Below are 21,075 nucleotides of genomic sequence, written 5' to 3' on the forward strand. Positions count from 1 at the left end.
TTCAAGTTTTTAGATTTTCACCATACAACCTTTTTAAAAGATAAAACACCCCCACAAGCAAAGCCACACCGATTAAAAGAGCGAGTAAGTGGGAATGCATAAAACTTGCCACCCCCAAACTCACCGCACTACAAAGCATCGCAATAGTCGCATAAGGGAGTTGCGTGATGAAATGGCTTTGCACCGAACACCCTGCCCCCGTAGCTGATAGTATAGTCGTGTCAGAAATGGGGCTTGTGTGATCGCCATAAACCGCCCCAGAAAGGATTGCTGAAACAATCAAAATAATATCGCTTTCATTGGCCATGCCCGCTCCAATGGGCAGCATGATTGCAAACGCTCCCCAGCTTGTTCCAGTAGAAAAGGCGATAAACCCAGAGATTAAAAAAAAGATTAAAGGCATATACGCACCTCCCCCACTATTTAAAAACCCCTTGCTGATGTGGGCCAAGTAAAGCCCTGTTTGAGCGTCGTCTCTGATCACAGGCCCAATAGCCCAAGCGAGCGTTAAGACTAATATCGCCGGCCCCACACTCTTAAAGCCATCCAACATGAGTTTAAAAAAACTCCCTTTTTCTAAAAACTTATAAGCTAAAAGATAGGTGATAATGAGCGAAAACAGCCCCCCATAAAAGAGCGAAAAACTCGCATCAGTGTTTTTTAAGATCACTCCTGTATAAAAAATCAATGATGAAATGGACGCAATCAATAATAAAATGGAAAGGGGTAACAGGCTTAAGGGGGCTAGTTTTGAAGAGCTTTCTTCTTGTTCGCTATAAAAATCCTTCACGCCTATGTTTTGATACTTTCTCATGCTAGGGAGGTTGATTTGCCATAAAATAGTGAGAAAGACTGCAATGAGCGCAAAAATCGCATAATAATTACTGCTTAAGCTTTGCACAAGCACCAAAAAACTATCTTTTAATAAGGGTGAGCTGTCGTTATTCATGATCCCCATAATATACGCCCCCCAGCTAGAAATAGGGACTAATAAGCACACCGGCGCTGAAGTGGAATCTATGATATAAGCCAAGCGCTCTCGTGTGGAGTTATGAGCGTCGTTTAAAGATTTTGAGATTTGCCCCACGGTTAGGGCGTTAAAATAATCATCTACAAAAATAATAATGCCTGAAAAAAAAGCGATAAATTCGGGGGTTTTAGCGTTTTTAGAGTATTTTTTAGCTTTTTTGACAAAGTTCTGCACGCTACCGGATTTTAAAATCACCTGGCTTAAGATGCCTAAAAAGATTAAAAACCCAAAAACATAAAGGTTGGAAAGATTGAAATGAAGCCCCTTTTCTGGCTCGTAAGTGTAAAAAACGGAAGTGATTTTATGATAAATATATTCTACGAGTTGGGAAAGGTGTAACGAATGCATTAAAACAGCGCTCACTAAAATGCCCACAAACAACGAGAGCGCGACTCTTTTAGTGAAAACCACCATTAAAATAACGCTAATAGGAACAATAAGACTTGATGCTGACAATCCCACCGAATAAAATCCTTTAAACTAATCTTTAAATTTCAATTAAAAGAGACAATCAATATTCACAAAATTCTTTATTAATTAAAAGAAGAGATGAATTTGCCAAAACAAATCGCTTAAAAGATTTTAATCAAGTGGCCGGGAGAGAGGGATTCGAACCCCCGGAGGTATGACCCTCAACGGTTTTCAAGACCGCCGCTTTCAACCACTCAGCCATCTCCCGCTATTTTCATAAAAGTCCCTTACAAAAGTCCCTAAATGACTACAATATGGAGGCGACACCCGGATTCGAACCGGGGAATCAAGGTTTTGCAGACCCATGCCTTACCACTTGGCTATGTCGCCTTAAATTTAACAATAGCACATCTATTGAGATAACAAAATCAAACCATGTTTAATTTGGTTTAATTTGCAATGATGGTGCCCAAAGCCGGACTTGAACCGGCACGGTATTGCTACCGAGGGATTTTAAGTCCCTTGTGTCTACCAATTCCACCACCTGGGCAAACTAAATAGAAACCATGCTCTAGAAGTTAAATCAAAATATGGAGCGGGAAACGGGGATCGAACCCGCGGCCCCGACCTTGGCAAGGTCGTGCTCTACCACTGAGCTATTCCCGCACTCTTTATTCAAAAAGACGATTGTTATTGTATCTAAACTCAATAATAAAAGTCAAGGTTTTGTTCAAATTTCCAATTCTCTTTTAAAAACAGACTGTGGCTTTGCCCTCTTTTAGTGGCAATGAGTGTCTATAAAATGCTCAAAGGCATTTTGAAAATAAGCCATAATAAAAGGGCTTGCAAGCGAGTGGTAGCTTTTAAAATTGATGACAACAAAGCCTAAAATTCAAATAAAACCCGTTTAAGAATTTCTAAATATGGGTAAAAAATATACAATACCTTATAATAAGATGAAAATTCATGGCGTTTTGCGCTCATTTTTTATTTCTTTTTAATTTGATTGCATAATAATAGCTGACATAACACATCATCATAGGAGTTTCAATCATGAAAGAAGTCATCCATTCAACGCTAGCCCCAAAAGCGATAGGCCCTTATTCTCAAGCTATCGCTACTAACGATCTTGTTTTTGTCTCTGGGCAATTGGGCATTGATGCAACTACCGGCGAATTTAAAGGTGCGGACATTCATTCTCAAACCACGCAATCCATGGAAAATATCAAAGCGATTTTAAAAGAAGCAGGGTTAGGGATGGATAGCGTGGTTAAAACGACTATTTTATTGAAAAGTTTAGACGATTTTGCGGTGGTGAATGAAATTTATGGGAGTTATTTTAAAGAGCCTTATCCGGCTAGAGCGACCTTTCAAGTGGCTAAACTGCCTAAAGACGCTTTAGTAGAAATTGAAGCGATAGCCATTAAGTAATTTATTAAAGGGACTATCAGCATGAAAAAAGAAGTCGTGGTCATAGGCGGTGGGATTGTGGGGCTTTCTTGCGCATATTCCATGCATAAATTAGGGCATAAGGTCTGCGTGATTGAAAAAAACGATGGTGCAAACGGCACTTCTTTTGGGAATGCTGGGCTTATTTCTGCGTTTAAAAAAGCCCCACTCTCATGCCCTGGTGTGGTGTTAGACACCCTAAAGCTCATGCTCAAAAACCAAGCCCCTTTAAAATTCCATTTTGGGCTTAATTTAAAGCTTTATCAATGGATTTTAAAATTTGTAAAAAGCACGAACGCCAAATCCACGCACCGCACCATGGCGTTGTTTGAACGCTACGGGTGGCTGAGTATTGATATGTATCATCAAATGCTAAAAGACGGCATGGACTTTTGGTATAAAGAAGATGGGCTTTTAATGATCTACACTTTAGAAGAAAGTTTTGAAAAAAAGATTAAAACTTGCGATGACAGCGGTGCTTATAAAATCCTTAGTGCTAAAGAGACCAAAGAATACATGCCCGTTGTTAATGACAATATCTGCGGGAGCGTGCTTTTAACCGAAAACGCGCATGTGGATCCGGGCGAAGTGATGCACTCTTTGCAAGAATATTTGCAAAATGTTGGCGTGGAGTTCCTTTATAATGAAGAAGTGATCGATTTTGAGTTTAAAAATAATCTCATTGATGGCGTCATCACGCACAAGGAAAAAATCCAAGCAGAAACAATCATTCTGGCCACCGGGGCTAACCCCACTCTCATTAAAAAAACCAAGAACGATTTTTTAATGATGGGGGCTAAAGGCTATAGCATCACCTTTAAAATGCCTGAAGAATTAAAACCCAAAACCTCTTCTTTATTTGCGGATATTTTCATGGCAATGACCCCACGAAGAGACACTGTAAGGGTCACTTCTAAACTAGAATTAAACACCGACAACGCTCTCATTGATAAAGAGCAAATCGCTAACATGAAAAAGAATTTAGCCGCTTTCACGCAGCCTTTTGAAATGAAAGACGCCACAGAGTGGTGCGGTTTCAGGCCCTTAACCCCTAATGATATTCCTTATTTGGGCTATGACAAACGCTATAAAAACTTAATCCATGCGACAGGGCTGGGGTGGCTTGGCATCACTTTTGGCCCGGCCATTGGTAAAATCATCGCCAATTTAAGCCAAGACGGAGCGAATGAAAAAAATGCCGATATTATGCTTTTTTCTGCATTTTTTAGGGATTAAGGAATTTCTTTTTTAAACCCTAGTTTGTTAAGGAGTTTTTATGGAAACGATTGATTCGGTGGTGCGTTTATTATCCAATTTTGTGTGGGGGATCCCCATGCAAATTTTATTAGTAGGCACCGGTTTGTTTTTAACTTTTTATCTTAAGGGTTTGCAATTCAGTAAGATCTTTTATGCGATCAAAATCCTTTTTGACAAAGAGTCCCAATCTAAAGGCGACATTTCGCAATTTTCCGCTCTCATGCTCTCTTTGGGGGCGACTGTAGGCATTGGGAGTATCGTAGGCGTAGCGACCGCTATCAGCATCGCAGGGCCAGGAGCGGTGTTTTGGATGTGGGTTACCGGGCTTGTTGGCATGGCAACTAAATATTCTGAGGGGATTTTAGCGGTGAAATACAGGGAAAAAGGGGTGTTTGGATACAACGGAGGGCCCATGTATTACATCAAAAACGGCCTTAACATGCCCAAACTCGCCATGGCGTTTGCGATTTTTACGATTATTGCGAGCATTGGTACCGGTAACATGACGCAATCCAATGCGGTTTCTTCCATTTTGAGCGAACAAGCAAACTTGCCTACTTGGGTTTCAGGCTTATTGCTCACTCTTTTAACCGCTTTCATTGTCATAGGGGGGATCAAATCCATTGGTAAATTTACTTCTTACTTAGCTCCTGTGATGGTGCTTTTATATTTGATCGCTATTATTTATATTATTGTTAGCCATTTTGATTTAGCCCTTCAAGCGATCAAACTCATTTTTGAAGAAGCCTTTAACCCTAAACCCGTTGTGGGCGGAGCGACGGGTGCGCTAATGGCGACGATGATAAAAACGGGCGTGGCTAGGGGGTTGTATTCTAATGAAGCGGGGTTAGGGAGCTCAGCCATTATTGCTGCGAGTGCTCAAACACGCCACCCGGTGCGTCAAGCCCTAGTGTCCATGCTCCAAACTTTTATTGTAACTTTAATAGTGTGTTCGGCAACAGCGAGCGTGATTTTAATGGCGCCAGAATACAACACCTTGCTCCCTAATGGGGAAAAATTAAGCGCTAATTTGCTCACTCTAAAAAGCACGGAGTATTTTCTAGGCTCGTTAGGGGCGGTGGTGATTTTTTTGACCATGATCTTTTTTGCCTACTCTACGATCATTGGTTGGGCTTATTATGGGGAAAAATGCACTGAATACGCCTTTGGTGAAAAAAAAGTGAAATATTACCGCTTGATCTTTTTAGCGAGCGTGATGGTGGGGGCTATGGCCAAAATTGATTTTGTGTGGAATTTAGCGGATCTTTCTAACGGGCTTATGGCTATCCCTAATTTGATCGCTTTGATTTTATTGCATAAAGTGGTTTATTCTGAAACTCGTTGGTATTTTAGCAAGCATTCTAACAAGTAAAATGGCATGTTAAAAAGGGCGAGTTTTGTAGAAGTGGATACCGCTTCTTTAAGGCATAATTTTAGCGCAGTCAAAAGCATTGTCCCTAAAGACGCTTGTGTCATGGCGGTTGTCAAGGCGAACGCTTATGGGGCGGGGGCGATCAAAGCGAGTGAAATTTTTTTACAAGAAGGGGCTAATTATTTAGGGGTAGCGACTTTAGATGAAGCTTTAGAATTGCGCTCTCATTTTTCTAAAACCCCCATTTTGATTTTAGGCTATAGCCCTAATGCTAACGCTTCCATGCTGATTGATAACGATTTGAGCGCTATGGTTTTTAGCCTTGAACAAGCGGAAGTTTTTTCTCAAATGGCTTTAAAATCTCAAAAACGCTTAAAAGTGCATCTCAAAATTGATACCGGCATGCACCGCTTGGGTCTAGAGCCTAATTTTAAAAGCATAGAAATCATTAAAAAAATCCGCGCTTTAAAGGGCTTAGAAGTGGAAGGAATATTCACGCATTTAAGCAACGCTGATGCTAAGATTAAAACCCATGCTAAAAACCAGATGAAAGCCTTTAACGCTTTTTTAGAGCAGCTTTTGGATCAAAAAATAGAGTTCCAATACCGCCATGCCTACAATTCTGCCGGCATCCTTTCTTTGTGTAACGGGAATGAAAACCGCTTCTTAAACCTTTATCGCCCAGGCATCATGCTCTATGGTTTTTACCCCTCTAATGAAATGAAAGAATCATGCCCAACCATCTTGAAAAATGTTGTCAGCCTGAAAGCGCAAATCGTTCAAATCAGAAGCGTTAAAAAAGGCGAATTTATTGGCTATGGCGAGCATTTTTACACCAATGAAGAGACTTTAGTGGGCGTTTTAGCTCTAGGGTATGCGGATGGGTTAGCGCGTGCCTTAGGCAATCGCATTCAAGTAGCGATCAATAACCAATTAGCCCCCCTGATTGGCAAGGTGTGCATGGATCAGTGCTTTGTCAAACTCAATGATATTCAAGCCAAAGAGGGCGATGAGGTCATTTTGTTTGGGGATAAAAGCGCTAGAGCTAATGACGCAAGCGAAATCGCTGCGCTTTTAAACACCATTCCTTATGAAACCATCAGCACCCTATCCAAACGCTTGGAGCGCGTCTATATTTAAAATCAAACCATGCAAAATTTTTATTTTGTGTTAGAATGCTTGAAAAAATTCAGGATTAAAATATAAAATGAAAAAAGTTTTATTTTTATTAGTAATAAGCTTTTTTTTGGGTTTTTTGAACGCTTCTAGCCTGTATGAAAAACTTATTAATAAAGAAACGATCAGCGTTGGCACAGAAGGCATTTACCCCCCTTTCACTTACCATGATAAAGAGGGCAAGCTCACCGGCTATGATGTGGAAGTGGCTAGGGAGTTGGCTAAAGAGCTTGGCGTGAAAATCAAATTCCATGAAACTTCATGGGATATCATGCTTACAGGCCTAAAATCGGGGCGTTTTGATATGGTCGCTAACCAGGTGAGTTTGACGACTAAAAAACGCCAAGCGGCTTTTGATAAAAGCTTGCCTTATAGCTATTCAGGCACGATCATGTTAGTTAGAAAAGATGAAAACCGCATTAAAGACATTAAAGACATTAAAGGCTTGAGAGCGGCTAACACTTTAAGCTCCACTTATGGGGAAATCGCTTTCAAATACGACGCTCAAATCGTTTCGGTGGATTCTATGGCGCAAGCCTTGTTGTTAGTGGCGCAAAAACGAGCCGATTTGACCTTAAATAGTTCTTTAGCGATCTTAAACTACCTTAACACCCATAAAAATAGCCCCTTTAAAATCGCATGGGAGTCCCAAGAAAAAGATGGGGGCGCTTCCTTTGTTATTAACAAGCACCAAGAAAAAGCCTTAGAGCTTATCAACCAAGCGATGCAAAGATTGATCAACAAAGGGGTTTTAAAACGCTTAGGCGAACAATTTTTTGGAAAAGATGTCAGCCAGCCCTAATTTGTCTTTGTTTTTTGAATCTTTAGATTTGAGCAAGGAGCGTTTGGAATTATTATTAGAGGCTTTCTACCCCATGCTAAAAGCCGCTTTTTGCATTTCTTTGCCTTTAGCGATCATCTCTTTTATTTTGGGCTTATTGATTGCTATTGTGGTGGCTCTCATTAAAATCGCACCCCCCAAACATTTCATGCATAAGGCTTTATTAGCGGGCGTGAATTTTTATGTGTCAATCATTAGAGGCACGCCTTTATTGGTCCAAATCGTGGTGGTGTTTTATGGTTTGCCCGCTCTTGGGGTTTATATGGATCCAATCCCGGCAGGTATTATTGCGTTTTCCTTTAATGTGGGGGCATACGCTTCAGAGACTTTAAGGGCGAGCTTTCTTTCTGTCCCTAAAGATCAATGGGATTCAAGCTTGAGTTTGGGCTTGAATTACTTGCAAACCTTTTGGCATGTCATCTTTTTTCAAGCGCTCAAAGTCGCCACGCCAAGCCTGAGTAACACTTTCATTAGCCTTTTTAAAGAAACTTCTTTGGCGTCTGTGGTAACTATCGCAGAGGTTTTTAGAATCGCGCAACAAAAAGCGAACGCCAGCTATGATTTTTTGCCTATTTATTTGGAAGCCGCTTTGATTTATTGGCTTTTTTGCTTGGTTTTAGAAGTGATCCAAAAACGCGTGGAAAAAATCTTAAATTAGGTTGGCTCATTCTAATATTTGATTATAATACAGCCTAAATAATACAAAATAAGGAAATTCTCATGGGTGTGTTTTTAGATAAAAGCATTAAAGAAGTGGTAGATGAATTGAATGTTCGTTATTTTTTGCCTGACATTCAGCGTGAATACGTGTGGCTCAAAAAAGCCGATGGAAAAAAGATAGAGCAACTTTTTGACTCCATTCTTAGGGGCTATCCTATCGGCTCTTTTTTATTTTGGAAATTACAGAAGGAGGATATAGCCAAGAGCGAAGAACAAGATAGCGATAAACTCAATTTCCAACTTTATCAATTCATTACAAACTACGATGAGCGGAAGCCTCACAATGAAAAAATCCGTATTGAACAAATCAAGCGTGATGAGTTGTATATTGTCCTAGATGGCCAACAACGCTTGACCTCACTTTATATCGGGCTTAAAGGCACTAGAACGCTTAAGAAAAAGAACGCTAAAAACGATAACCCTAACGCTTATGAAGAAAAGCGTTTGTATTTGAATTTGAAGCACCAGCCAAACATGGACAACCCAGAAGACAATTACCAGTTTGAATTTCATGCTCAAAAGCCTGAAAACGATAAAAAACATTGGTGGTTTAAGGTGGGGGATATTTTAGAATTAAAAAGTGTTGTAAATTATACGAGAGAACACGAATTAGGTGATAAAGAGTCAGAATTACTAGAAACACTAAACAAAGCTTTTCACGACAAACAACTCATTTCATATTTTGAAGAAACAGAAAAAAATCTTGATAAAGTTTTAAATATTTTTATCCGTGTCAATAGCGGCGGGGTCAAGTTAAGCTATTCTGATTTATTGATGTCTATTTTGACAGCAAGCTTTTCAAGCGATATTAGAGAAAAAATGAATGAGCTGGTGGATGCTTTAAAAGATAAAGGTTTTCCAAACATGGGGCAAGACCAGGTGTTAAAAACTTGCTTGCTTCTCATTGGTAAAGACACTACTTTTGAATTAAAAAATTTTAATAAAAAGAATATCAAAGAGATTGAAGACAATTGGGAAAAAATTACAGAGAGCATTTATAATGCTGTAGAACTATTAGATGGTTATGCCGGCTATTTAGGTTCAGCTTATATCCTATCCAGTTTAGCCTATTTTTATTTTTTAAATTCAAAAATGAATAAAAACGATGAAGAACAAGCCCTAAAATTTGTCCGTAACGCTCAAATCACGAGTTATTTTAGTTCTACAACGGATACAAAATTAAGTGCCATAGCTCATAGCATCAAAGAAGCTCGCACTTTTGAAGCATTCAACCACAATTTAGCCAAACACCAAACATGGCCTTTAAAAATCACTAACGATGCTATAGAAGAAATGATGTGTTCTAGTAGCCATGCTTTAGTCTTTCCTATTTTACAAATCTTATACCCAAACCTAAACTGCAAAACCACCACTTTTCATATAGACCATATTTATCCAAAGTCCAAGTTTAAAAGGAAAATAAAAAATTAAATAAAGATTTCTATAAGTGGGGGAATTATTTATTCAATCTCCAGCTTTTAGAAGGTGCAGAGAACCAAGCCAAAAAGGATAAAGACCCTGAGGTGTGGCTCAAAGAAGAATATAAAGATAATCAACAAGCCATAGAAGAGTATAAAAGAAAAAATTATATTGACCCTACCCTAGAATTAGAATGGGAAAATATCAAGGAATTTCGTGAAAAAAGAGAAGAAGCTATCATTACCAAATTAAAAGAAGTGTTATTGCCTAAGTCTTAAATAGGAGTGTTTTTTTAGCTGATAGAATCGGGTAAAGCGTTTTGACAAAACGGGTAAAACAAAATTTAAACTCGTTTAAGTCATGCTTAATGATAAAAAAGGTAAAATGATTCACTTTTTGAACGATAAATTTACTGCTTGTTATCTAAAAATGCCGTTAAGGTGTAGGGTAGCTATATAACATTAATTCTATCAATCTTAGTTTCAAAATGAAAAATTTAAAACGGGGCGATAGCCTTAGTGAAAGGATAATCCATAAAACATTTAGGCAAAAAAGAGGTAAGAACCTTAGGGTTATCTTCGCTTGGCGGGACTTTAGAATTTTACGATTTTATCATCTTTGTATTTTTTACAAGCATCATTGCCAAACACTTTTTCCCAAACACGCTTAGCCCTATTTGGTCTGAAATCAACACTTATGGTATCTTTGCTGCAGGTTATCTAGCACGCCCGCTTGGCGGCATAGTGATGGCCCACTTTGGGGATAAATTCGGTCGTAAAAACATGTTCATGCTCTCTATTTTATTGATGGTGATCCCAACCTTTGCGTTAGCTTTGATGCCAACTTTTAATCATTTGGTGAATTTTGGCGTGGATAGCATGGGACTTAGCCTAAAAAACGCTCATTATCTTGGTTATATAGCTCCTGTTTTTTTGGTGTTTGTTAGGATTTGTCAGGGCGTCGCTGTGGGTGGTGAATTGCCTGGCGCTTGGGTTTTTGTCCATGAACATGCTCCGCAAGGCCAAAAAAACACTTATATTGGTTTTTTAACCGCTTCCGTAGTTTCTGGGATTTTGCTTGGGAGTTTGGTTTATATTGGGATTTACATGGTTTTTGACAAGCCTGTTGTTGAAGATTGGGCTTGGCGGGTTGCTTTTGGGCTTGGAGGGATTTTTGGTATCATTTCTGTGTATTTGAGGCGCTTTTTAGAAGAAACTCCTGTTTTTCAGCAAATGAAGCAGGACGATGCCTTAGTCAAATTCCCGCTTAAAGAGGTGTTTAAAAACTCTCTCTTTGGCATATCAATCTCCATGCTTATCACTTGGGTTTTAACCGCTTGTATTTTGATTTTTATCCTTTTTGTTCCCAATTTTACCCTTACGCATCCTAATTTTCATTTCACTCCGTTTGAAAAAACCTATTTTCAAATTTTAGGACTTGTTGGTATTGTAAGTTCTATTATTTTAACCGGGTTTTTGGCCGATAAAATCAAACCGCACAAAGTTTGCATGGCTTTTAGTGCGGCCTTTGGGTTTTTTGGCTTTTTATTCTTTAAAGAATTTTATTCTAACGCGCCAAGTTTAGTCAATACCATAGTTTTATACTTTTTAGCGTGCTTTTGCGCAGGTATTATGAATTTTTGCCCCATTTTTATGAGCGATGTGTTTAGCGCCAAAATCCGTTTTAGCGGGATTTCTTTCGCTTATAACATAGCCTATGCTATAACTGCTGGCTTTACCCCTCAACTTTCAAGCTGGTTAAACGCAAAAGCCATAGCAGCGCCTGAAAGCTTGCAAAGTTATGGTTTAAGCTTTTATATTTTTGTGGTTGCTTTAATCGCTTTTATCGTATCGCTTTTAATGGCGCCAATTTACCACAAATCTAGTGATACCGAAGTGTCGCCCACGGCATGAAGGATGCGCAAACCTTTGAGTCATTCAATCAAAACTTAGCCGATAGCGTTGGTGGGTTTTGGTGATGATAAAATTTTTTCGTTTTGGATCTCATTTTGTTGTAAAACTCTTAAGGGGGTGAGAGAATATTATAATTCCTCTCTGCAATCTCATTAAAATCCCCTAACCCCTATTTTTATTGGAGTAAGTGGTGATGAAATCCAATAACAAATCTATCCCCCCACCATAGCTCAATTGCTGGACTTTCTCACTGCTCGCTTTAGCGTAGTTGTATTTGATGATGCCATAATAAGCCAACCCTATAAAATCATTAAAGTAGTTTTGATAGCCTACTTTAGCGTTAACCCCTAAATAGGGCTTCTAAAACTTTGCGAAGCGCTTGAAAAACAAAATTTTAACAGCAAGCGTTTGTTTTAGGGTTTATTTATCATTAATTAGGCTGTGTTAATAAAAGTTTGATAGTTTGAATGTCGCTTGGGCGCGTGTCAAATTGATGCACCAATTAAGACAGAATCTTTTCCATAAAAAGAGTGGGAAAAATCAAAGTTTCTTTGCCCAACTCAACCACGCAATCTTCTTCTTTGATTGGCACAAAACCCAGCTTTTGATAGAGATTGCATGCCTTGATTTGACTCTTACTCACATGCAGAGAGATTTTAGTATAGCCTTTGATAAAAGCGTATCGCTCCACGCTCTCATAGAGTTTTTGACCCAGCCCTTGAGATTGATAAGCGCTATCCATGTGGAATTTGCACAGCTCTGCTTCTGTCTTATTGATAGGATTAAGCCCGCAGATCCCAATGAGCTTTTTATCCTTTCTCATTCCAAAAAATTCCCCGCCACGCTCGCGCAATTTTTGAACGAACCCGCTAATGCTGGGCAAAAGATCCAAGCGTTGGATAAACCCTAAAGGGTTATCAGCGATGCGTTGGGCATAAAATTCTTCCAATTCAGTAGGGTATTTGGGCGAAAAAACTTTGATGGTCATGATTAACTTTTTAAAACCCTTTTTGATTGTCCCACAAGCGGATATGGAGTCTGTCGCTAAGGTTAAAACCATGCTCTAGGGCTAGGGGGCTAGGGTTTTGAGATTTTTGTCTAATTCCTTATTCGTTGCACCTAAGGGCATTAAAAAGATTTCATTATTTTTTAATGAAAGTTGTTTCAAAAGGTTTTTGATTTCTGCGATAGATTGAGCGGCGTTTTTGCTCTCTAAAACAAATTTAAAATGCGCGCTTTTAGCGTTATTTAAGATATTTTGCAAGGCTTTAAGGTTGATCCGCTTGCTTTCTTCTTCTAAAGAAAAAGAGAGTTTGACGCTCAGGGTGAAATGCAATTCTTTTAAAATGGGGCTAAATTCAAAAAAAATAGAGCCGTTACTCTCTACAAATAAAGGGATTTTTTTGTGGTAAAAATGCTCTAAAACGCTGATTAAAATAGGGTTATTAAAATACAAGCTTGGCTCCCCGCCTGTAAGAATGAAATCAAAATGTTTATAATTAGGGGCTAAACCCTCTAATCGTTCAATCAAAGATTTAGGCTCATTGTAATAATCCCAAGTTTCTTTGAATTTAGGATGCACCGCATACAAGCTATCGCAACCTGTTAGGATTTCATCATGCAATATGGTTTTACAATTAAAGCCCTTACATGAAAGGTTACACCCCCTAAGCGCAAAAAAAGACTGGGTTTGCCTATCCTTTTTCCTTCACCTTGTAGGGAAAAAAAGCTCTCAACGACCGGGAGTTTCATGGGATCTGGTGTAGGGGTTTAGCGTGGAAAAAGCATTGTTTTTCATCGCTAATGATTTTATTAAAAAAATCCTTATCATGCCACAATTTTTGAATGCCTTGCGAGAAAGAGACGCAATTTTGATGCACTAAAGATTTAAAATGGGGGTTTTCTAAATCTTTTAAAAAGCTCTCCGCATAGCCGTTTTTAGTTTCATGCACGCGCACGCTAGAGATTTTTAACTCCCCTTCGTTATTGGAAAAAACGCTTTTTTGTAAAATCCTTGTCAGGTAGTATAAAAACATGAGAGCGTAACTCTCTGCGCTCAAATTGAACGAACATTTCACATAACGAACGCAATGATTTTCTATAAAACTCTGGAACTCATCGCTTTCTTTGTCCCAAAAATGATGGGCATGATCAAACGACTCAATGAAAACTTGCATTTCTTGTTGCATCAGCCCAAAATCTAACGCCATGTTCGCGCTGTCTAAGCGGTTGGTTTCAATAAAAACCTCCACTTCATAATTATGCCCATGGATATTTTGAGCGCATTTTAAAGAAGAGCAATTGCGCACCACATGGCTAGCGCAAAATTTATACAATCTCCTGATAACCATCACTCATTGCCTATAACATGGCTGATAAAGGGGCAGTCTTAAATTGTAGTAGTAGCGTTCAGGGCGGTTAAAATCAATGCGCTTGATCGTGCTTTTAATCAAATCCCTATAGAGCATTTGATAGCCGCAAGTCCTCCCGCTCACGCTCCCATCCACATATAAAACCCGTTTTTGCAACACCACATCATACCAATCCAAAATAAAATGCGAATTAGCGCTCATTAAAATTTGCTCGCTAAAGCCATTGATAGCGTAATAATCGGTAGGGGTTTGGGAGCAATAAAACTGCCCCCCAAGAAAATAACAAGGCTTATTGACTTGATCAATCAGTTGGTAATTGTATTGGTAGAATGGCACAGCCGAGATATTACGGACAATGCGCGCATAGATCACATTTTTGGCTTTATCTAATGGGAATTCTGCTTGCGTGAAGACATTGTAAAAGCCTAATTTTTGCAATTCATAAACAATCACATTGATATAATAAGAAGTCATCGCATCGCTTCTGTCATAAGCCACCACGATAGTGGAATTATAGTTGAACAAATAATCCCCTGTAACTTCTGAATAATACCCCATGTGCAAGCGGTGCTGGCATGCATTAAAGAAAAAAAACACCCCAACAATTAGCCCTAAAAAAGCCAAGCGGTGCTTTTTACTCACTTTAACATTCCCTCATGCCAAGATTCCAAGCTTTTTAGATCATCATAACTGGTTAAGTCTAAATTTAAAGGCGTGATAGAGGCATGGTTTGAAGCAATAGCGTCAAAATCAGAGAGTCTGTCTTCATTTTCGCGCTTTTGCCATTCTAAAGGGTGTAGCCCTAGCCAAAAATAGCTTTCATTTTTGGGGTCTGTGCGCTTATGCACTTCTTTTTTATACAACCTATAGCCCTTAGGGGTGATGCATTCGCCCTTATATTCTTGTAAGGAGCAATTAGGGACATTCACATTCAAGAGTTTGCGCCCTTTTAAAGGGTAGCCGTTTGTGAAAATGTTTTGGACTAAATCCTGGATAATCTTTTGAGCTAGATCAAAACTTAAGGGAGTGTTTTTATTTTTGTTAGAAAGGATTTGAGAAATCGCAATGGAAGGCACGCCCTGAATGGTGCCTTCAATCGCTCCGGCCACCGTTCCCGAATAAATTGTGTCTTCGCCCATGTTAGATCCAAGATTGATCCCTGAAATCACTAAATCAAAAGGGACATGTTTGAAAAGCTCATTGATAGCCAAATACACGCAATCGCTTGGCGTGCCATCATCAATCCTATAATGCCGGCCTTCTTTACCCTTAATTTTCTCCGCTCTTAAAGGTGCAGTGATCGTGATGCATTGCGAGCATGCGCTTTTTTCATGCTTGGGGGCGACCACATAGATTTCTGCCATGTTTTCTAAAGCTTGTTCTAAAGCTTTAATGCCTTTTGCATGGTAGCCGTCATCGTTAGTGAGTAAAATTTTTTTCATGTCTTGCCTTTAAATAGAGTGTTCAATAATGCGTTTAAATTTTCTTGCAATGAAAGATAAGTAGGTTCTAATGCATTCAAATCGTTTAAAATCTCTGTTTTTAAAGTGTGAGCGTAACCGCTTGTCTTTTCTAGCCCTAATAAATTCACGAAGCTGTTTTTAGCGCCGTCTAAATGAGTGGTTTTACCGCTTTCTTTTTCATCTTGCGTAACATCTATAATATCATCTAGCACTTGAAAGCAAAGACCCGTTTTTAACCCAAAAGCCTGAAGCCATTTAAAAAGCTCTTCATCTTTAATACCACTTGCAACAAGCCCCATCATCAAACTCGCGCTAATCAATTTAGCGGTTTTATGCTCGTGTAAGAAAGTGAGCTGCTCTAAATTTAAGGGCGTGTTTTCAAAATAGCAATCCAAAGCCTGCCCTAAGATCATGCCTTTAATCCCCCCATTAACGCTTAAGATTTTGATCAATTCCACAATGATATGGCTTTCTAGTAAAGCGTTTGAAAGCAATTCAAAAGAGTAAGTGTTGAGCGCATCGCCGATTAAAACGGCTGTGGTTTCATCGTATTTAGCGTGTAAAGTGGGGTGGTTTCTCCTTAAAGCGGCATTATCCATGCATGGCAAATCGTCATGGATGAGCGAATAAGTGTGCAAGCATTCAATGCTTAAAGCGATTTTAAAATATTCTGTTTGTTGGTTGGAATAATCTTTTTGACCCACTAATGCGCAAAGCACGGCTAAAAAAAGCTTAGGGCGGAACCTTTTGCCTCCATTAAGCACCATTTCAAAAAAGGCTTTTTCCAAATAAGGGTGGAAGCTTTCAAGGTGTAAATGATGGTTTTTTAAAAAGCTTTCAAAACGCTCGCACTCATTATAGTAAAAGGATAAATTAGGGTTATTCATGCACAGAATTATAACCTAAGATTTTAAGAGTTGCATAAATTCAGCTCTGGTTTTAGGGTCTTTTTTAAAGAGGCCTCTTAACACACTTGTTTTAATGATCGCATTTTGCTTTTGCACCCCTTGCATGCTCATGCACAAATGCTTGGCTTCACAAACCACGATCACACCCCTTGGCTCTATGATCTCATCAAAGGTTTCTGCAATTTGAGTGGTCAGCCTTTCTTGGATTTGTAGGCGTTTGCTATAAATTTCAATGAGTTTGGCGATCGCGCTAATGCCTACAATCTTTTCTTTAGGAATGTATCCTAAACTGATATTCCCCAAAAAAGGGAGCAAATGGTGCTCGCAAGTGGAGTAAAATTCAATGTTTTGAGCCACTATCATTTCATCGCAAACGCCTTGAAAATACGCGCTTTTTAAAGCCACTTTAGGATCTTCTTTATAGCCTTTATACAAGAATTTCCATAATTCTTGAACCCTTTTAGGCGTTTCTTTCAAGCCTTCTCTATTCTTGTCTTCGCCAATACTTTCAAAAAATTGGTTGAAAAAATTTTCCATTTAAATCACACGCTTTCTTAAGGATTGGATACGATTTTTAACGCTAGGGTGGGTGCTAAACATTTCAGCGTTAAAAAGATAGGCCGCTGATCGGGTGCTATTTTTATCTATTTCTTTATAATCGTTATTGGTGTAATCGTTGGAAATTTTTTGTAAGGCTCTAATCATGGGCTTATTGTCATGCATTAAAAACGCCGCCCCGCTATCGGCCATGTATTCTCGTGTGCGGCTCAAATACATTTGTAAAATAAGCGTTAAAAAAGGCAAGATGATCTGTAAAACCAATAAAATCATTCGGGCTAAATTCGCCCCGCTATTCTTGCGATTCCCCATGAAAAAATACACGCTAAAATTAGCCACTAACAGCATGATATTGCTCAAAATCCCCACGCACATGGTCAAGCGGATGTCATTGTGCCGTATGTGGCTGAGCTCATGAGCGATCACGGCTTTCAATTCATCTCTGTCCAACCTCTCTATTAAAGCGCTTGTAAGAGCGATAAGGGAATTAGACTCATCCCACCCGCTCGCAAAAGCGTTCATGTAAGGGGCGTTAATGATGTAAAGCTTCGGTTCAAAATGAAGCTTGGCTTCTTCTAAAAGCTCTAACAAAAGGCGATGGATTTGATTTTCTTTAGAGCCTAAAACCTTGCTCGGATCAATGAGTTTGTATTCATCGCCGCTTAACATGATAGAGCTAAAATTTTGGATACAAATAACAATAATGACAAAAGCCACCACAAACATGACAATAGTAATCGTAGGAAAAATTTGAAAAGTGATGAGTTTAAAAAGGGCTATGCCTAAATCATTAGCGTTGATTCTAATAGCATCCACCAACAACCCGATAAAAGCAAAAATCGCGCAATAAGTCGCTAAAACCGCGTTCGTTTTGAGCCTGTTTCGCGCGATAATCTTTTCAAAATTCGTCATTATTTTCTCCTTTCTCATGCTTGATTTCTTTGAGCAACGCGCTCGCATAACTCCCTTTAGGCAAGTAAAATCCCAATTCAAATTGCGCTTTTTCTTTGATGTATTGAGAAGTTATATTTTCTGCAAACACCCAAAAAAACCGCCTAGAGCCTAGCGTTTTAGCATGGCTATTTAAAAGATTATGCTGGAATTCTTTTTCAATTTCTAAACTCAAATTTTTTGCATAAAGAGCCTTTTTGCCGTCTAGTAACCCCGTAGGCACAGCTTCTTTTTTCAAAAACCTTTCGCTTTCTTTTTCTAATTCTAAAGCGTCAAAAAACTTCCCATAAGGGTAATGGCGCATCACATCGCCTTCTAGGATTTTAAAGGGGTGGGCTTGGTTTTTAAGGGCTTTTAGGGTGTTTGAATTAACGCTTAAATTTTTTTGTTTAAAAAATTCTAAATTTTCTTTGACGCTAAAATCGCTAATGATTTTACTGATTTCTAATCGTTTGCTTAAAAGCGAGTTAAACAAATAACTTTGATAGCTTGAAATTAAAAAAGCGTTTAATTTTTGATGGGCGAATTTCGTTTTATTTTGCAAGATTTTTAACCCCTCTTTATGGTTGTCATTGAACTTCCCAAAGCGTTGTGAGCCAAAATAATTCGGCATGCCAAATTGCACGATTTGTTCTAAAACCTGCTTTGTTTTTTGAGCGTTTAGGGGGGTCATTTTTTTAAAACGCATAAAAAAGCGATTACCCTTTAAATGCCCTAATTTGATTTTATTATGATGGTAATTCAAAGATAAAATCTTAAGGTTTCTTTCTTGCAAATTATGCGTATTTTTTTCTAATAAAGGGGCGTATTTTTTAGGGAGTGAGATGAATTGAGTCGTCAGCGCGTTTTTATCTTTCAAGCCCGCATAACCCAATTCAGCGATTTTTACCCCTAAAATTTGAGAAAAAATTTGAAGCATTTCTAAAGTGCTTAAACCGCTTTTCCTCACTTGAATAACGGCATGTTCGCCCGTGTTGCTAAATTCATACAAAGGCACTTCATGCACGCAAAAATCCCTAGCGCTAGAATTGAAATGAAAATCAATGCTCGCATGGTTATAAGCATGCAATAGGGGTATAAAGTTTAAATTCATGCTTTGATCCTTGAATTAAACGCCCTTGAGAGCGAAACGGAGTCAATGTTTTCAAAATTCACTCCAGTAGGCACGCCTTGAGCGATTTTAGTGAAAGTGAGGTGAAATCGTTGTAATTTATCTTCAATATAGAGCATTAGAGAATCATTGGCCAAAGTGGGAGGGAAAGCAAAAATGATTTCTTTAATGTTTTCTTCAATCAGGCGTTTTTCTAGGGCGTTAAAATCCACTTCTTCTATAGAGTTTAACACATAATAGCGCCCTAAAAAGTCCTTTAAATCTTCTAAAATAAACACGTCTCTTGGGTGTAAAACCATGCAAAGTTGAGAATTTTGTCGGCTTTCATCAGAGCAAATCTCACAAACCTCACTCTCACTGAGCGCGTTACAAGATGAACATGTTTTAAGGTTTTCTAGCGCGTTCTCTAAAGCGTGCGTGATTTTGAGCGCCAGATAGGGGTTTTCTAAACCCAAATGATACGCCATTTTAAAGGCGGACTTTTTACCCACATTGGGGATTTTTTCTAAACAATCCACTAAATTTAAAAAGTGATTCAAGCTGTTTTTATAAGTATTCATTCTGTTAGTATATCAAACTTAACTTGACTTGAAAGCCACTAAAAGGGCTTTTATTGTTTTTAAAAGAGGATTTAATCATGAAAGACTAATGAAGCGTTTAGATAAAAGCGATATAATACGCTATCTCAATTTTAAGGAATAACATGCCGTTTATCAATATCAAACTTGTGCCAGAAAATGGAGGGCCAACAAACGAGCAAAAACAGCAATTGATTGAAGGGGTTTCAGATTTGATGGTGAAGGTGTTAAACAAAAATAAGGCTTCTATTGTGGTCATTATAGATGAGATTGATTCTAATAATTATGGTCTTGGGGGCGAGAGTGTCCATCATTTGAGGCAAAAAAACTAAAGAGTTTTTGAAATTCAAAGGTTGCGGTGCACTGACATTTAAGGGGTGTCTGTTTCCCTACCCCCCTAAAAACTATAAACATAACTCACATTAAACACCACAAGGCGTTTGAAAAAGAGGGAAGTGTTTAACCCTTTGCCATGCGTTTCATAAAAGGAATTCACCGCTAAAGGGATCTTTAAGCCCATTTCAAAGCCGTTGTGCCTATTAACATTCACACGAACCCCAAAATTCAAAGGGATCTGGAAAAAACTCGTGTGCATTTTAGCGTGATAATCCGTCAAATAATTGTTGATAAAACCCGTTTGACTTATCCACATGCCTAAACCACTCCCTACCCACGAACTCCCCGCTAAAGCAAAGCCTGCATAAAAACCCACGCTAGAATGTTTTTGTGCATTATCAATGAAATTATAAAGGTAGTCTATGCCAAGCCCATAGAGGTGGTTATTCATTTTGCCTAAACCATCAAAGCCATTGCCAACAAAACCAAAGTTAGTATAACCATAGTCATAGAACAAGTAATAGCGAAACCCTTGATTTTTTTTCTTGGTGAAGAAATGCTTATACCCTACGCTCAAACTCACCCCATACATGCTTGAAATGTTTTTAGAATAAGAGCTAGGATCAAGCGCGTTTAAGGAATTTGAAATTTGAGCGATCTGAGAAGATAAAGAAGAAAGCATGCGGTTTTGAGATTGATTGAATTGTAATTCTAAATTTCTTAAGTTTTCTGCTAATTCTAAAGGGCTATTAGTGGGTTCTTGCATTTTTTCTAACGCTTGGACTAGTTTAGGGTTAGATGCAATTCCACCGCTAAGTGTGACTATTTTTTCAATGTTTTGAAGGGTGGATTGGAGGTAGTATTGTTCGGCTTGCATTTCAGTGGGGGTTAATTTGGAGTTGTTTTTTAAAGCGTTGTTGATGTAGTTAAAGGTGTTTTGCATGTTTGTGATTTCATTTTTGACTTGATTGAGTTTATAGATTTTGTTTTGAGCGTTAGAAATGATTGGGATGCGTTCTTGATTCAAAAAAGGGTCATTGTGCTCAACGGCATGACTGATGGAATATTCAAAACCCACGCTCGCATACACCCCATTTTCTTCAGCGATACAATAAGATAAAAATAATAAGGGTAAAGAAAATAAGGTTTTTTGAAATTGCATGGGTGATCCTATTATGAATTAGGCTTGTTAAAAACAGGTTTAATGATA

General features: G+C 38.6%; 19 protein-coding genes, 4 tRNA genes and 3 pseudogenes. 9 read left to right on the forward strand and 17 right to left on the reverse strand.

Annotation, left to right across the window (positions count from 1 at the left end; all coding sequences use genetic code 11):
- Position 1: 1 nt before the first annotated feature.
- The 5 genes from D2C78_04480 to D2C78_04500 form a co-directional block, all read right to left on the reverse strand.
- Positions 2–1,492: a Na+/H+ antiporter NhaC family protein gene (locus D2C78_04480; GenBank protein ID QEF35217.1), complete on the reverse strand. Its 1,491-nt coding sequence runs from the start codon at positions 1,490–1,492 to the stop codon at positions 2–4.
- A 129-nt stretch (positions 1,493–1,621) separates the two neighbouring features.
- Positions 1,622–1,709 (reverse strand) — tRNA-Ser (locus D2C78_04485).
- A 47-nt stretch (positions 1,710–1,756) separates the two neighbouring features.
- Positions 1,757–1,831: transfer RNA gene (locus tag D2C78_04490), tRNA-Cys, on the reverse strand.
- Positions 1,832–1,904: 73 nt separating this feature from the next.
- Positions 1,905–1,991: transfer RNA gene (locus D2C78_04495), tRNA-Leu, on the reverse strand.
- 41 nt (positions 1,992–2,032) lie between these two features.
- Positions 2,033–2,107 (reverse strand) — tRNA-Gly (locus tag D2C78_04500).
- A gap of 387 nt (positions 2,108–2,494) precedes the next feature.
- Here D2C78_04500 and D2C78_04505 point away from each other — a divergent pair.
- From D2C78_04505 to D2C78_04540, 8 genes and pseudogenes are all read left to right on the forward strand, one after another.
- On the forward strand, positions 2,495–2,872 hold the full coding sequence (locus D2C78_04505; GenBank protein QEF35218.1) for a RidA family protein: 378 nt from the start codon (positions 2,495–2,497) through the stop codon (positions 2,870–2,872).
- 21 nt (positions 2,873–2,893) lie between these two features.
- A complete protein-coding gene (locus D2C78_04510) occupies positions 2,894–4,126 on the forward strand; it encodes an FAD-binding oxidoreductase (GenBank protein QEF35219.1) in 1,233 nt (410 codons plus the stop codon).
- 40 nt (positions 4,127–4,166) lie between these two features.
- A complete protein-coding gene (locus D2C78_04515) occupies positions 4,167–5,519 on the forward strand; it encodes an amino acid carrier protein (protein QEF35220.1) in 1,353 nt (450 codons plus the stop codon).
- Between the two features lie 6 nt (positions 5,520–5,525).
- The gene (gene alr / locus D2C78_04520) at positions 5,526–6,659 is read left to right on the forward strand and encodes an alanine racemase (protein QEF35221.1); all 1,134 of its coding nucleotides are present in this window, start codon (positions 5,526–5,528) and stop codon (positions 6,657–6,659) included.
- A 67-nt stretch (positions 6,660–6,726) separates the two neighbouring features.
- Positions 6,727–7,497, forward strand: a complete 771-nt coding sequence (locus tag D2C78_04525) for an amino acid ABC transporter substrate-binding protein (GenBank protein ID QEF35222.1) — start codon at positions 6,727–6,729, stop codon at positions 7,495–7,497.
- Positions 7,481–8,194, forward strand: coding sequence for an amino acid ABC transporter permease (locus D2C78_04530; protein ID QEF35816.1), 714 nt, complete (start codon positions 7,481–7,483; stop codon positions 8,192–8,194). Before D2C78_04525 ends, D2C78_04530 begins: the two co-directional genes overlap by 17 nt.
- 62 nt (positions 8,195–8,256) lie before the next feature.
- Positions 8,257–9,953: pseudogene (locus D2C78_04535) on the forward strand (DUF262 domain-containing protein).
- 255 nt (positions 9,954–10,208) lie between these two features.
- A complete protein-coding gene (locus tag D2C78_04540; protein ID QEF35223.1) occupies positions 10,209–11,588 on the forward strand; it encodes an MFS transporter in 1,380 nt (459 codons plus the stop codon).
- Positions 11,589–11,750: 162 nt separating this feature from the next.
- On the opposite strand, the pseudogene D2C78_04545 reads toward D2C78_04540, so the two are convergent.
- The 11 genes and pseudogenes from D2C78_04545 to recR all read right to left on the reverse strand — a co-directional run bounded on the left by D2C78_04545 (position 11,751) and on the right by recR (position 19,511).
- A pseudogene (locus D2C78_04545) lies at positions 11,751–11,992 on the reverse strand (outer membrane beta-barrel protein).
- A gap of 98 nt (positions 11,993–12,090) precedes the next feature.
- On the reverse strand, positions 12,091–12,576 hold the full coding sequence (locus tag D2C78_04550) for a GNAT family N-acetyltransferase (protein ID QEF35224.1): 486 nt from the start codon (positions 12,574–12,576) through the stop codon (positions 12,091–12,093).
- A 10-nt stretch (positions 12,577–12,586) separates the two neighbouring features.
- A pseudogene (locus D2C78_04555) lies at positions 12,587–13,340 on the reverse strand (7-carboxy-7-deazaguanine synthase QueE).
- Positions 13,337–13,939 (reverse strand): 6-pyruvoyl tetrahydropterin synthase family protein, encoded by a 603-nt coding sequence (locus D2C78_04560; GenBank protein ID QEF35817.1) that lies wholly within the window; start codon positions 13,937–13,939, stop codon positions 13,337–13,339. The pseudogene D2C78_04555 and the gene D2C78_04560 overlap by 4 nt, the downstream one beginning before the upstream one ends.
- Before the next feature lie 3 nt (positions 13,940–13,942).
- Positions 13,943–14,602: a hypothetical protein gene (locus D2C78_04565; protein ID QEF35225.1), complete on the reverse strand. Its 660-nt coding sequence runs from the start codon at positions 14,600–14,602 to the stop codon at positions 13,943–13,945.
- Positions 14,599–15,402, reverse strand: coding sequence for a 5'/3'-nucleotidase SurE (gene surE, locus D2C78_04570; protein ID QEF35226.1), 804 nt, complete (start codon positions 15,400–15,402; stop codon positions 14,599–14,601). The genes D2C78_04565 and surE overlap by 4 nt, the downstream gene beginning before the upstream one ends.
- Positions 15,399–16,310 carry a polyprenyl synthetase family protein gene (locus D2C78_04575; GenBank protein QEF35227.1) on the reverse strand — a complete coding sequence of 304 codons (912 nt, stop codon included), beginning with the start codon at positions 16,308–16,310 and terminating at the stop codon, positions 15,399–15,401. Before D2C78_04575 ends, surE begins: the two co-directional genes overlap by 4 nt.
- 15 nt (positions 16,311–16,325) lie before the next feature.
- Positions 16,326–16,868: a GTP cyclohydrolase I FolE gene (gene folE, locus D2C78_04580; protein QEF35228.1), complete on the reverse strand. Its 543-nt coding sequence runs from the start codon at positions 16,866–16,868 to the stop codon at positions 16,326–16,328.
- On the reverse strand, positions 16,869–17,849 hold the full coding sequence (gene htpX / locus D2C78_04585; GenBank protein ID QEF35229.1) for a zinc metalloprotease HtpX: 981 nt from the start codon (positions 17,847–17,849) through the stop codon (positions 16,869–16,871).
- On the reverse strand, positions 17,788–18,933 hold the full coding sequence (gene truD, locus D2C78_04590) for a tRNA pseudouridine(13) synthase TruD (GenBank protein QEF35230.1): 1,146 nt from the start codon (positions 18,931–18,933) through the stop codon (positions 17,788–17,790). The genes htpX and truD overlap by 62 nt, the downstream gene beginning before the upstream one ends.
- Complete coding sequence (recR, locus tag D2C78_04595) at positions 18,930–19,511, reverse strand: recombination protein RecR (GenBank protein ID QEF35231.1); 582 nt, start codon at positions 19,509–19,511, stop codon at positions 18,930–18,932. Before recR ends, truD begins: the two co-directional genes overlap by 4 nt.
- A gap of 143 nt (positions 19,512–19,654) precedes the next feature.
- Between recR and D2C78_04600 the strand changes: the two genes are divergently transcribed.
- A complete protein-coding gene (locus D2C78_04600; protein ID QEF35232.1) occupies positions 19,655–19,861 on the forward strand; it encodes a 4-oxalocrotonate tautomerase family protein in 207 nt (68 codons plus the stop codon).
- A gap of 65 nt (positions 19,862–19,926) precedes the next feature.
- Here D2C78_04600 and D2C78_04605 read toward each other — a convergent pair whose 3' ends face one another.
- Positions 19,927–21,027, reverse strand: a complete 1,101-nt coding sequence (locus D2C78_04605) for an outer membrane beta-barrel protein (GenBank protein ID QEF35233.1) — start codon at positions 21,025–21,027, stop codon at positions 19,927–19,929.
- Positions 21,028–21,075: the final 48 nt, after the last annotated feature.

This window comes from Helicobacter pylori (assembly GCA_008032935.1).
GTDB classification, from domain to species: domain Bacteria; phylum Campylobacterota; class Campylobacteria; order Campylobacterales; family Helicobacteraceae; genus Helicobacter; species Helicobacter pylori_CX.

Coding starts and splice junctions, on each gene's coding strand:
- D2C78_04505 (QEF35218.1), top strand. CDS start 2,495: ATGAAAGAAGTCATCCATTCAACGCTAGCCCCAAAAGCGATAGGCCCT.
- D2C78_04510 (QEF35219.1), top strand. CDS start 2,894: ATGAAAAAAGAAGTCGTGGTCATAGGCGGTGGGATTGTGGGGCTTTCT.
- D2C78_04515 (QEF35220.1), top strand. CDS start 4,167: ATGGAAACGATTGATTCGGTGGTGCGTTTATTATCCAATTTTGTGTGG.
- alr (QEF35221.1), top strand. CDS start 5,526: ATGTTAAAAAGGGCGAGTTTTGTAGAAGTGGATACCGCTTCTTTAAGG.
- D2C78_04525 (QEF35222.1), top strand. CDS start 6,727: ATGAAAAAAGTTTTATTTTTATTAGTAATAAGCTTTTTTTTGGGTTTT.
- D2C78_04530 (QEF35816.1), top strand. CDS start 7,481: ATGTCAGCCAGCCCTAATTTGTCTTTGTTTTTTGAATCTTTAGATTTG.
- D2C78_04550 (QEF35224.1), bottom strand. CDS start 12,576: ATGACCATCAAAGTTTTTTCGCCCAAATACCCTACTGAATTGGAAGAA.
- D2C78_04560 (QEF35817.1), bottom strand. CDS start 13,939: ATGGTTATCAGGAGATTGTATAAATTTTGCGCTAGCCATGTGGTGCGC.
- surE (QEF35226.1), bottom strand. CDS start 15,402: ATGAAAAAAATTTTACTCACTAACGATGACGGCTACCATGCAAAAGGC.
- D2C78_04575 (QEF35227.1), bottom strand. CDS start 16,310: ATGAATAACCCTAATTTATCCTTTTACTATAATGAGTGCGAGCGTTTT.
- folE (QEF35228.1), bottom strand. CDS start 16,868: ATGGAAAATTTTTTCAACCAATTTTTTGAAAGTATTGGCGAAGACAAG.
- htpX (QEF35229.1), bottom strand. CDS start 17,849: ATGCGAGCGCGTTGCTCAAAGAAATCAAGCATGAGAAAGGAGAAAATA.
- truD (QEF35230.1), bottom strand. CDS start 18,933: ATGAATTTAAACTTTATACCCCTATTGCATGCTTATAACCATGCGAGC.
- recR (QEF35231.1), bottom strand. CDS start 19,511: ATGAATACTTATAAAAACAGCTTGAATCACTTTTTAAATTTAGTGGAT.
- D2C78_04600 (QEF35232.1), top strand. CDS start 19,655: ATGCCGTTTATCAATATCAAACTTGTGCCAGAAAATGGAGGGCCAACA.
- D2C78_04605 (QEF35233.1), bottom strand. CDS start 21,027: ATGCAATTTCAAAAAACCTTATTTTCTTTACCCTTATTATTTTTATCT.